The sequence below is a fragment of the Saccharothrix sp. NPDC042600 genome (assembly GCF_040647305.1).
Classification (GTDB): Bacteria; Actinomycetota; Actinomycetes; order Mycobacteriales; family Pseudonocardiaceae; genus Actinosynnema; species Actinosynnema mutabilis.
Genome location: NZ_JBEZBW010000088.1, coordinates 23,714 through 35,748, shown reverse-complemented (window position 1 = coordinate 35,748; position 12,035 = coordinate 23,714). Strand labels below are relative to the sequence as shown.

Annotated in this window: 7 protein-coding genes and 1 pseudogene; 2 read left to right on the top strand and 6 right to left on the bottom strand. The window is 77.2% G+C overall.

What is annotated here, in order from left to right; translation table 11 throughout:
* Positions 1-672 (top strand): annotated as a pseudogene (locus tag AB0A74_RS33720) (hypothetical protein); the annotation flags it as partial.
* A complete protein-coding gene (locus AB0A74_RS33715) occupies positions 669-1,397 on the top strand; it encodes a hypothetical protein (RefSeq protein WP_358255943.1) in 729 nt (242 codons plus the stop codon). The pseudogene AB0A74_RS33720 and the gene AB0A74_RS33715, both read left to right, overlap by 4 nt.
* A 165-nt stretch (positions 1,398-1,562) precedes the next feature.
* Here the strand turns inward: AB0A74_RS33715 and AB0A74_RS33710 are convergent, their stop codons facing one another.
* The 6 genes from AB0A74_RS33710 to AB0A74_RS33685 form a co-directional block, all read right to left on the bottom strand.
* Positions 1,563-2,468: a sigma-70 family RNA polymerase sigma factor gene (locus tag AB0A74_RS33710; RefSeq protein WP_358255942.1), complete on the bottom strand. Its 906-nt coding sequence runs from the start codon at positions 2,466-2,468 to the stop codon at positions 1,563-1,565.
* A gap of 165 nt (positions 2,469-2,633) precedes the next feature.
* Positions 2,634-4,427: a helix-turn-helix domain-containing protein gene (locus AB0A74_RS33705; RefSeq protein WP_358255940.1), complete on the bottom strand. Its 1,794-nt coding sequence runs from the start codon at positions 4,425-4,427 to the stop codon at positions 2,634-2,636.
* A gap of 108 nt (positions 4,428-4,535) precedes the next feature.
* Positions 4,536-7,610, bottom strand: coding sequence for a BTAD domain-containing putative transcriptional regulator (locus AB0A74_RS33700; protein ID WP_358255938.1), 3,075 nt, complete (start codon positions 7,608-7,610; stop codon positions 4,536-4,538).
* A gap of 111 nt (positions 7,611-7,721) precedes the next feature.
* Complete coding sequence (locus AB0A74_RS33695) at positions 7,722-8,690, bottom strand: beta-ketoacyl-ACP synthase III (protein WP_358255936.1); 969 nt, start codon at positions 8,688-8,690, stop codon at positions 7,722-7,724.
* Positions 8,687-10,081, bottom strand: coding sequence for a 3-carboxy-cis,cis-muconate cycloisomerase (gene pcaB / locus AB0A74_RS33690; protein WP_358255934.1), 1,395 nt, complete (start codon positions 10,079-10,081; stop codon positions 8,687-8,689). The genes AB0A74_RS33695 and pcaB overlap by 4 nt, the downstream gene beginning before the upstream one ends.
* Positions 10,078-12,033, bottom strand: coding sequence for an FAD/NAD(P)-binding protein (locus tag AB0A74_RS33685; RefSeq protein WP_358255932.1), 1,956 nt, complete (start codon positions 12,031-12,033; stop codon positions 10,078-10,080). Before AB0A74_RS33685 ends, pcaB begins: the two co-directional genes overlap by 4 nt.
* Positions 12,034-12,035 lie beyond the last annotated feature (2 nt).

Below are 12,035 nucleotides of genomic sequence, written 5' to 3'. Positions count from 1 at the left end.
GTCGTGGAGTGGCCGCGGCGGGGCTGGGGCGGGGTGGCGCCCGCCGCCCTGCTCGCGGTCGCGGCGTTCGCGGGGTTCGTCGTGCACCAGCGCGGGACGGGCGCTCCGCTCGTGCCCCGCGCGGTGCTGCGGTCGTCGCGGGTCGCGGCGGGCGCGCTGCTGACCGGCGTGGCCGGGTTCGTCCTGATCGGCACCGCGTTCGTGCTGGCGGTGGTCCTGGACTGGCTGGGGCCCGCGGCGACCGGCGTGCGGGTCTTCCCGCTCACCGCCGGCATGGTCCTCGGCGCCGTGCTCTGCGGACCCGTCGTCACGCGGGTCGGGCCCCGGGCCGCCTGCCTGCTGAGCGCGGCGGCGTCCGCGGCGGCGTTGGTGGCGCTGGCCGGCGACCCGGCCCCGAGCCCGGCGTGGCTCGCGGTGCTCGGCGGCGGGTTGGGCGGCCTCCTCGTCGCCACCACGACCACCGCGATCACCGAGGTCCCACCGGCCCTCGTCGGCGTGGCGAGCGGCCTGCGCCAGTCGGCGCTGCAACTGGGCGGCGCGCTGGGCACCGCGGTGCTCGGCGCCGCCCTGGCCGGTGGCGGCGACGGCGGTCGCCGGGCGCTGCTCACCGCCGCCGCGGTCGTCGCGGCCGGTCTCCTGCCCAGCCTGCTGATGAAGGGTCGCGACCGATGACGAAACCCGCCACCGAGGTGGTCCCCGAGTTCGAGACCGGCCTGTTCGACCACCACCCCGACGCCCGCTTCTACGTCGGTGTCCTGGCCCTGCCCGGCTGGCGGGTCCTGGTGCCCGAGTACGCCGCCGCCACCCGGTTGCGGGCCAACGTCTACATCGACGAACAGGGCTTCCTCCCCTCCGACGCGCGGGACGGGGCCGGTGGGGAGCACGACGCCGACGACGCGCGGTCGGTGCACTTCGGCGTGGTGGAACGGGCCGGTCCGGGCCTCGCGCGCCTGATCGCGGTCGTGCGGCTGATCCTGCGGGAACGGCCCGGCGACACCCTGCCGGTCGAGCACCACTTCCCCGAGGCGTTCACCGGCGCCCCGGCCGCCACGCGCAGTTGCGAGGTGTCCCGCTTGATCTCCCGCCACGAGGACAAGCGCGTCCAAGGCGCGGCGTTCGGGTGGCTGATGCGCACGGCCGCCGCGTGGGCCCGCCGCCACCACTACCGGCGCGCCTACGCCCTGGTCGAGGAATGGCTCGCGCGGCACTGCCGCGTCCTGGGCATCCCGCACGAGCGGCTGACCGACGCCAAGCACATCCCCCACTACGCGACGGCGAACCTGGTGCTGGCGCTGGACCCCGACGCGGTCGGGCGCACGTCCGGCACGTCCGATCTGCGCGGCGACGCGCTCGGCCACCACCTGACCGACCTGGACGCGGGCGTGCCCGTCCGGTGAGCCCGCGGGGGGGGCGCCCCGCGGCCGGGGGGGGGGGCCCCCCCCGCCCCCCGGGGGGGGCCCGCCCCGCCCCGCCCCCCCCCCCTGGCTCAGCAGGGCCTGGGGCCGCCCGTCCATCCCCCGGGGGGGGGCGCCCCTCCGCCGCGCCGCCCCCCCCCCCCCGGCTCACCAGCGGGTGCCGCACAGCACGGCCCGGACCACGGCCAGGACCTGGGCGCAGGTGGGCGGGGTGACCGCGGCGTCCGGGCGCTGCACCCAGCGCCCGTGCAGGTGCCCGGCGGGGCTGACCAGCCGCACGCCGAACGGCAGCGCGGGCCGGGTGACCGGCACGGACGTGACGATGAAGGCCCACTGCGGGTGGTGCTCCGCGAGCACCACCGCCGGCGCCGACAGCCCGAGCAGCGCCAACCGGGTGCGCACCTCGACCGCCAACCCCGCCCGCATGGCCAGCGCGCCACCGGGGTCGGCGTCCCGCGGCTCGGGCACCTCGCCGTCCACCAGGATCCGGCGCACCTTCCCGATGATCCGCGCCCGGGTCGGCCCGATCGACCCGCGCGCCATGCCCAACTCCGCGCAGATCTCCGCGTAGCTCAGCTCCTCGTCGCCGAACAGCCGGCCGACCAGCGCGCGGTGCTCCGGGGACAGCGCGCGCACCGCCGCGCGGACCTCGTCGCGTTCGCCGCGCGTCACCGCGTGGTCCTCCGGCGACGGGTCGGCGCACACCTGCCGGGCGAACTCCTCCCCGGCGTCGACCGGGACGTGCCGCTCGGCGTCGCGCACGTACCGCAGCGCCTCCCGCCGGGCGATGGTGATCAACCAGCTCCGCGCCTTCCGCGGCTCCCGCACCCCGGCGATCCCCTTCACCATCCGGATCCACGTGTTCTGGCAGACGTCCTCCACGTGGCTGAACGACAGGCCGAACGACCGGGCCACCCGCACGACGACCGGGCGGAACAGGCGGATGGCGTCCGCCCAGGAACCCGGCTCCCCGCGCTGGCAACGGCGCACCACGTCGACCATCCAGGCGTCGTCGCGCCGCTGTCCGCGTCCCGCCGGCGTTGCGTCGGTCATCGTGAACCACTCCTGACCAATCCCTCGCGAACAAGTCGCCGGAAAGGTCGCCGAAGCGGGTTGACGAATCCTCGGCGCAACCACGAGGACGTCGTCAAGGTATCGCCAAGGCGCGCCAAAACCGCAGGTCAGGGTTCCGCAGGTTCAGGTTCCGGGGACCGGGCGTCACCCGGGGATGTCCGCCCAGTCCGCGCGGCGGCGGCGCAGCGTCCACAGCACCTCGAACACCTCGGGCGTGGCCGCGCGCAGGTCCACCCCCACCAGCCGCTCGAACCGGCCCACGCGGTGGTGCACCGTGTTCGGGTGGACGACCAGCCGCCGGGCCGCGCGCTGGACGTTGCGCCCGGCCAGCAGGTAGGCGTACACGGTGTCGGCGATCCGCGCCGCCTGCTCGCCCTGCCCCAGCGGCGCGAGGTACTTCCCGGTCAGGGCGGTGTGCACGGCGTGGTCGGCCGCCCACAGCGCGGGCAGGCTGCCCAGCCCGGTGAAGTCCTGGACGCCGGTGCGGCCGAGGCGGACCGCCGTGTCCAGGGCGCGGGTCGCCATCCGGAAGGACTCGGCGACGCGGTGGATCGGCCGAGCGGGCCCGAGACCGAGCACCCCCGTCCCCGCGCCGGCCGCCGGCTCGACCCCCGCGGGCACGAACCCGATCACCTCGGAGCCGACCACCGCGGCCATCCCGTCGGCCGACCCGCCGTCCACCCGCAGCCCGTGGGCGCGGGCCAGCAGCCGCGGATCGCCGCCGGGCTCCGGGCGTCCGTGCACGGCGCGGTAGGCGGCGTCCGGGTCCAGTCCGAAGTGGACGGCGTCGCGCGGCAGGGTGTCGTCGCGCGGCCCCAGCAGCAGCGCCCGCAGGAACTGCTCCGGCGCCGGCACGCGGTCGGCGCCGCCGTGGGCGCCGAGCAGCACCGCCACGAGCGCGTTGCACCGGCGCACCGCGGCTTCCACGTCCCGCTGCACCGCTTCCGACCGCCGGTCGGCCACCGGTTCCAGGCGGATCCGCACCACACCGCGCACGACGGACCGGCAGACCGCGGCCAGCTCGGCGACCGGGTGACCGCGCCGCGCCCAGGCCACCCCGACCGCGGCCAGCCGGACCTCGTCCGCGCCGAGCTCGTGGGCGCCCGAAGCGGCGCGCGCCAACGCCGACACCAGCGTCGCCAGCCCACCGGCACAACGCGGGTCGGTGAGCAGGGCCGCCTCGGGCCCGCGGGCCCGGACCTCGTCCTCGACCCGCCGGCGCAGGACCTCGGCGTCACGGGCGACCGGCGGCCGGCTCCCCGTCCCGACGGCCTCCGCGTACCGCAGCGCCCACCACACCTCCATGGCGTCGCCCACGTCCCCCAGCCTCGCCCCGGTCAGCCGCTCGAAGCAGGACAGCCGGTAGCGCACCGTGTTGGGGTGCAGGAAGAGCCGCCGGGCGGCCCGGCTCACCCGCATCCCGGACGCGAAGTAGGCCCGCACCGTGTCGACCACCGCCTCGCCGGCGGGCAGCGGGTCGAGGTAGCGGTGGCACAGCGCCTCGCCGACGTCGCGGTCCGCCACCACCACCGACGACAACCCCAGCGACGCGACGCTGTGCACGCCGCGCAGGCCCAACGCGCACGCCGACTCGACCGCGCGGCAGGCCGACCGGAACGACTCCCCGACCCGGCCCCACCGCCGCGGCGGTCCGACGCCCACGACCGCGTCCGGCAGGCCGGTCAACGCCGTGGCGGCGAACCCGACGAGGTCGCCGTCGAACTCGGCCGGAGAAGTGTCGTACACCCAGGTCCCCGGCCCGGCCAACGCGGCGGCCAGCTCCTCGCGCCCGAGACCCGCGGACGTCCGCGCCCGGAACGCGACGTACTCCCCGTCCGGGTCGGGCACGCCGCTCGGCTCCCGGAACGGTGTCCCGAAGGGCGGGAACACCGGTGGCGCCGAGGCCACCGCGGTCGCTTCGCCGACGTACAACGTCACTGGATCCCCCCGTCGTCACCGCGATGGTCGGCGCCCTTTGCGCGCACACCGACTACAGAAACGCGGCTAGCGGGATCGGATACGCGGCGACGACGCCGGCCGCGCGGGTCAGGTCGCGGCGACGACGCCGGCCGCGCTGGGCTCCGGTTCGACCACCACGCCCTGGGCGCGCAGCGACTCCCGCACCTGCCGGGCCTCGGGCGCCTCGATCCGGTCGTAGATCTCCAGGGCGGCGAGCAGGTGCCGCCGTGCCGCCGCCGGATCGGTGTCCCGGTCGGCGCGGGCGAGCCCCACCCGGGCACGCGCCTCCTCCGCCAGGTTGCCGCTGCGGCGCGCCACGTCCGACGCCTGGACGTGGCACCCGCGCGCCCGGTCCGGCGTGCCGTGCGCCCACAGCGTGTCGGCGAGGTCGTTCAACGCCTCGCACTCGACGTCGGGCAGGTCGGCCTCGCGCAGCAGCGCCAGCGCCCGGTCCTGCCGGTCCACCGCGGCGGTGACCGAGCCCTCCGCGCAGGCCACCACACCGAGCTTGCCCAGCACGTAGGCGGCCCGCGCCCGGTCGCCCGACCGCTCGAACCCGAGGTGGGCGTCCCGCAGGCACTCGGCCGCCTCGCGGTGGCGGCCCAACCGCGAGAGCACCACGCCCATGCTCGCCATCGCCATCGGCTCCTTGTGCGGGAGTCCCGCGGCGTGGCAGAGCCGGCGCGCCTCCTCCAGCACGGGCAGCGCCTCGTCGTACCGGCCGAGCCGGTAGTAGGTGTAGCCGAGGTTGTTGTAGACCTTCAGGCGCGCCACCCGGTCCACTTCGCCGAGGTCTTCCGGCCGGGGCAACACCCGCAGCGCCTCGCGCGCCCGGCCGCGCCGCACGTGCACCAGGTTCAGCGTGACCCGTGCCCTGGTCTCCCACGTCCGGTCACCCAGCGCGTGGAACAGCTCGACCGCCCGTTCGGCGTGCTCCAGCGCCTCCTCGTTGTCGCCGGTGTTGCTGCACGCCGACGCGAGGCCGGCCAGCACCGCGGCCTCCGCCCACCGGTCGCCGACGTGGCGGGCCGAGACGAGCGCCTGCCGGTGGCCCGCGACCCACTCCGCGGCCTTGGCGCGGCTGAACAGGTAGTTGCCCATCGCCCACCGGATGCGCCACGCGTGCGTGTGCCGGCCGCGACGGGCGGCCCGCTCGGCGGCGGCGACCAGGTTGGGGTACTCGCGGTCGAACCAGTCCATCGCCGACACCGGGTCGTGGTCGGTCGCGCCCTCGGCGCGGTAGCCGCCGTCGAGCGCCTGGTCGGCCTGTTCGGCCGCGCGGCGGTAGTGGTCGAGCACCCGGTCCACCGCCGCGTCGCGGGACGCGGCGGGCTCGTCGCGCTCGGCCGTCGCGGCGGCGTGCAGACCGATCAGGTCGTGGAACCGGTAGCGGCCGGGCACCGGTTCCTGGAGCAGGTGGACGTCCACCAGGTCCTCCAGCAGCGCCTCGGCCTCGGCGGGGCCGACCTCGGCCAGCACCGCGGCGACCCGCGCGTCGAACGAGGCCCCGGGCACCAGGCCGAGCAGCCGGAACAGGTGCCGGTGGGCGGCGTCGAGCTGCTGGTAGGACAGCGCGAACGCGGTGGCGACGCTGCGGTCGCCCACGCACAGCTCGCTCAGCAACCGGTCCTGGTCGCGCAACCGCTCGGCGAGGTGCGCCACGCTCCACGAAGGGCGCGCCCGCAACCGCGCGCCGGCGATCCGCACCGCCAGCGGCAGGTGCCCGCACATGGCCAGCACCGCCCGCGTGGCCGCCGGGTCGCGCTCCGGGCGGTCGTCGCCGACCACCCGGGCGAACAACTCCGTCGCGTCACAGGGCCGCAGGGAGTCCAGCGACAACGTGTCCGCACCGTCGAGGTCCGCCAGGTGACGCCGACTGGTCACCAGGGCCAGGCAGCCGGGCGCGCCGGGCAGCAACGGCCGGACCTGGGCGGCGTCGACCGCGTTGTCCAGCACCACGAGCAGCTTGCGCCGACCGGCCTCGGCCCGCCACAACGCCGACCTCGCCTCGGTGTCGTCCGGGATGCGCCGCCCCGGCACCCCCAACGCCCGCAACAGCACGTCCAAGGCCTGCGCGGGCCGCATCGGCTGCTGCGCGGCGGTGGTGTGGGCGTGCAGGTCGACGAACAGCTGGCCACCGGGGTAGCGGTCGGCCAGCCGGTGGGCCAGGTGCACCGCGGTCACGGTCTTGCCGATGCCGGCCATCCCGCCCAGCGCCCCGATCACCACGGTCCGCGCGGCGTTGCCCCGCTCCACGGTGGCCGTCAGGCGGGTGATCTCGTCCTCGCGCCCGGTGAAGTCCGCGATGTCACCCGGCAGCGTGTTGGGCGGCGCGGGCACGCGGCGCGTCCCGACCGCGGGCGGCCGCGTCACGGGCGGCCGGGGCCCCGGGTCGCCCCGCAGGATCCGCTCGTGCAGCTCGACCAGGGCCGCGCCGGGCTCGACCCCCAACTCCGCGACCAGCAGGTCGCGCCCCTCGCGGAACACGCGCAGCGCCTCGGCCTGCCGCCCCGACCGGTGCAACGCGGTCATCAGCAACGCGCGCGACCGCTCCCGGTACGGGTGCCCGGCCACCAGCGCGGACAGCTCCGCGACCAGTTCGCCGGACTCCCCGGCCGCCAGCGCGGCGTCGAACGACTCCTCCGACACCTCCAGCCGGCACTCCGCCAACCGCGCGGCCTCCGCCTCCAGCGCGGGCGTCGGCGGCACACCGCCCAACGCGGGTCCGCGCCACAGGCGCAGCGCCTCCCGGAACCGGGCCAGGCACTCGGGCCCGGCACCGGAGCGCCGAGCCGACCGCGCGGCGGCCACCAGCTCGTCGAAGCGGCGCAGGTCCACCTCGCCCGCCCCGGGGCGCAGCAGGTAGCCCGGCGACCGGGTCACGATCCGGCCGGTCCCCGCCGCCCCGAGCGCCCGGCGCAGGCGGGACACGTACGAGTGCACCTCGGCACGCGCGTTGCCCGGGGCGCGGTCGGCCCACAACTCGTCGACGAGGCGGTCGATCCCCACCACCGTGTCGGCGTGCACCACCAACAGCGCCAGCACGGCCCGGGCTCGTGGGGTGCCCAGCGGCACCACCCGCCCGTCGACCGCCACTTCGAAGGTCCCGAGGACCCGGAACTCCACCACCGTCCGCTCCACCGCGGGTCGCGCACCGACCACCACGGCCGACCGTAGGCCAGGCGCGGACCCCGGTTCCCGTCATTCACCCGCTTCCCGGCGGGTTTCACCTGATCGGGCAACGGTGGCGGGAGCGGGACACCACGGGGAGCATCACAGGACGACCACCTGCCCGGCGTAGGTCAGGCCCGCGCCGAAGCCGAACAGCAGGACCGGGCCGACGGGCGGCCGAGCGCCGTGCGCGAGCCTCGACAGGGCCACCGGCACGGTCGCGGCGATGGTGTTGCCGAAGTCCGCGACGTCCGTCGCGACGACGGCGTCCCCCAGCTCCAGCTCGGCGGCCAACGCGGTGATGATGCGCAGGTTCGCCTGGTGGGGCACGAACGCCGCCAGCTCCGACGGGCGCAGGCCGCTGCGGTCGCACAGGTCCCGGACGACCGGGGCCAGTCCGGTGGCCCAGCGGAAGACCGCGCGGCCGTCCTGGCGCAGCACCCGGTCCCGCTCGTCGATGACGACCTTGTCCGACAGCTCGCCCACGCTGCCCCACACCACCGGCCCGACCGCCGGTTCGGCCGCGGCCGTGAGCACCACCGCGCCCGCGCCGTCGCCGAACAGGACGGCGGTGTCGCGGTCGCCCGGGTCCAGCCAGCTCGACGAGCGGTCCGCCCCGACGACCACGACGGTGCGCGCCTGGCCGCCGCGGACCATCGCGTCCGCGCAGGCCAGGGCGTAGCAGAACCCGGCGCACGCGGCGTTGACGTCGAACGCCGCCGGCCGGTCCAGCCCCAGCCGGGCGGCCACCCGGGCGGCGCAGTTGGGCATCGGGGACGGCGGGGTGGACGTCGCGACCACCACGGCGTCCACGTCGTGCGGTGGCACACCCGCGTGCCGCAGGGCGTCCCCGGCCGCCCGCACCGCCATGTCGACCACCGTCTCGTCGTCGGCGCACACCCGGCGCTCGCGGATGCCGGTGCGGCGCAGGATCCAGTCCGGGTCCACGCCCAGCCGGGCGCTGAGCCGGTCGTTGTCCACCACCGCCGCCGGGAGGTAGTGGCCCAGCCCGACGATCCGCGACCCCGGCGCCGATCGCGGGTGGTGCGGCCGGAAGCGGTCGCCGGTCATCGCGCCGCCCCGGGCACCAGGGCGCCGGCCCGCCGCAGCACCCGCTCGACGAGCGTGCCCGCCGCGCCCAGGTACCCGGCGGGGTCGAGCAGGGTGGTGAGGACGTCGGGCGGCACCAGGCCGGCGAGGCGGTCGGCCACCGTGGTCCCCGTCGCGTCGGCCTCGGCCACCGCTTCGGCGAGCACCCCCTTGGCGGCGGCCTTGCCCAGCACGGGGGCGAGTCGGGCGTTGAGCCGCTCGGTGAGGATGGCGCCGCCGGTGAGCCGGAGGTTCTCCGCCATCCGCCCGGGGTGCACGCGCAACCCCTCGGCGAGTTCCGCGGCGGCCTCGGCCGCGCCGCCCGCCAGGCGCAACGCCTCCCGCAGCGGCTGCCACTCGGCGTGCCAGGCGCCCGCCGGGCGCTCGTCCTCGGCGAGCATCGCCTGCGCCAGCACCAGGGCGAGGGCGGGGACCTGGCGGGCGGCCGAGACGACCAGCGTGGCCAGGACGGGGTTGCGCTTCTGGGGCATCGCCGACGACGCGCCGCGGCCCGGCGCCGCCGGTTCGCCCACCTCGCCGATCTCGGTGCGGGACAGCGTGAGCACGTCCACCGCGAGCTTGCCCAGCGCGCCGGTGACCAGGCCGAGCACCGCGCCGAGGTCGGCGATCGGGGTGCGCACCGCGTGCCACGGCACGAGCGGCTCGGCCAACCCGACCCCGGCGGCGAACAGCGCGGCGAGCTCGACGGCGGGCGCGGGCCGGGACGCGTCGGCGAGCAGCGCGTACTCCTGGTAGGCGGCCAGGGTCCCGGCCGCGCCGCCCAGTTGCGCGGGCAGGGCGGCGGCGGTGGCCCGCACCCGCGCGAGGGCGTCGAGCACGCCCTGCAACCAGCAGGCCGCCTTGAGCCCGAACGTGATCGGCAGCGCGTGCTGGGTGAGCGTGCGGCCGGCCTGCACGGTGTCGCGGTGCGCCCCGACCAGCCCGACGAGGGCGACCGCGGTCCGCTCCAGGTCGGCGGCGATCAGGTCGAGCGTGCGCCGAGCGACCACCATGCACGCCGTGTCCAGGACGTCCTGGCTGGTCGCGCCGCGGTGGACGTGCTCGGCGGCCTCGGGGTCCCGGGCGGCGACCACGGCCGTGAGCGCGGTGACCAGGCCGGGCACCGGGTTGCCGGTGCGCCGCGCCGCCACGGCGACCTGCCCGAGGTCCACCCGCCCGGCGCGGCAGGCGTCCCGGACGGTGGCCGCGGCGGCGGCGGGCACCACGCCCAGCTCCGCCTGCGCGTGGGCCAGCGCGGCCTCCACGTCCAGCATGGCCCGGAGGAACGCCTCGTCGGTGGTCTCCGCCTGCGCCCGGCTCCCGGCCCACGTCGGCGCCAGCAAGCCGGAATCGGTTCCTGCGGGGGAAGTCATGCGATCTGCTCCTCGGGTGCGGGCCTCGCGCGGGCGGGCTCGGGCGCGGCCTTCGGCGCCGGCCCGCCCGGGGCGGACAGCGGTGCGGCGGCGGTGCCGCCGAGCAGGGCGCGGGCGATCGCGTCCGCGTCCTCCAGGGTCACCGACCCGACGCCGGGTCGGATGCCGGCGGCGGTCACCCAGTGCACGCCCTCGGTCGGCACGCCGAACGCGAACCGGGCCGGGTGCGCCCGTCCCCGCGCGTCGACCACGTGGAAGGGGCGTCCGGTCACGGCGAGCGCGCCGCACTCGTAGCCGCCGATGCGGTAGGGGCGGGCCTGGCCGGTGGCGCGCAGGTGGCGCAGCAGCGGGTTGGCGCTGCGCCTGAGGTCGGGCTCGGGCAGCCGCGCCTCGATCAGGCCGCGCACCGCGACCGGAGGTCCCGGCACGAGCGCCGAGTCCGCCAGGAACGCGCGGTCCTCAGTGGACCGCCGGACCCGGGTGCCGGGGCCGAGCACGTGCAGCACGCCCGCTTCGATGAGCGCGATCATCTCCTCGATCCGCGCGGCGGGCGGGCCGATGGAGAGGAAGGCGTTGAGCGGGTTGTACCAGCCCTCCAGCTCGTCCCGGTAGGACTCGCCGGAGACGCCGCCGTGGTCGACCACCAGCCGGATCTCGTTGCGCAGGTCCCGCAGCACGTCCAACGCCGCCTTGACCGGTCCGTCGACGTTGCCCAGCCGGGCCTGGGCGAGGTCGGCCCGCAGGTGGTCCAGCAGCCACCGCCGGAAGTCGTCCGCGTCGGCGAACGCGCGCCCGGTGTGGGGCCGTTCGACCGCCGCCCAGTCCCACCGGGCGTCGCGGGCGATGCCGAACCGCTTGAGCAGCACCGGTTCCGGCTCCTCCGCGCGGGCGGCCAGGCGCGCGAACTCCGCGGCGGCGCGCACGCCCGCGGCCCGGCGGACCAGGGTCTCGTGGTAGACCGTGCGGACCTCGCGGTCCAGCAGCGGCCAGACCCGGTCGGCGAACCCGACCGGACGACCCGCGTCCGCGTGGGCGCGCAGCTCCGCGATCACCGCCTCGGTGAGGAACCTGGCCGTGTGCCGGGTGTGCGGGCCCTTCTGGTTGCGCCCGCGGGCGTGGTGCGGGACGCCGCGCCGCGATCCCGCGTACAGCACCGGTTCCTGGCCGGACGGCCGGTACACCAGGCCGCGCGGACCGTCGACGAACCGGCCGCCGCGGCCCGCGGTGAGCAGGACGAGGTAGTCGAAGAAGCACAACCCCAGCCCGCGCAGGAGGATCGGCGTGCCCGGTCGGATGCCGCCGAGGTCCACGTCGGCGGGGTTGCCCGGCCGGACGTGGTGCAGCCCGTGGGCGCGGGCGAACGCCGCGTCCGCCCGTTCCTCGGCGGACCCGACCGCGGGGCCGTGCCCGAGGGCGAGGACCACGCGGTCGAACCCGCCGACGCGGGTGCCGTCGGCCAGCGTGACGACCTGGGTGCCGCCCGCCTCGTCGTCCAGCGCCACCACCTGGGCGCGGTGCAGCCGCACGGTCACCTCGGCCGGGGCGTTCGCGAGCAGCCACCGCAGCGCCCACTCCAGGTAGTGCCCGTAGAACGCGCGGGTCGGGTAGTCGTCCGGGCCCAGCGCGAACGCCTCCGCCAGGACCGGGGCGGGCAGCCCCGGCACCCGCCCCGCGCACACCATGCGCGCCCACTGGTGGAGACCCGGTCCCCGCACCAGCGGCCCTTCGCAGCGGACGCTGTCGTCGGTGAACAGGCCCACCTGGGAGGCCACGGTGTTCATCAGCAACAGCGGCGACTGCTGTGGCCGCCACACCCCGCCCGGCCCGGCCGGGGCGGGGTCGAACACGTGGACCTCGACCGCGCGGCCCAGACCGCGGGCGTTCGCGCAGAGCCTCTCCAGCACCGACGTGCCCCGCGGCCCCGCCCCGATCACACCGATGCGCGACGTCATCG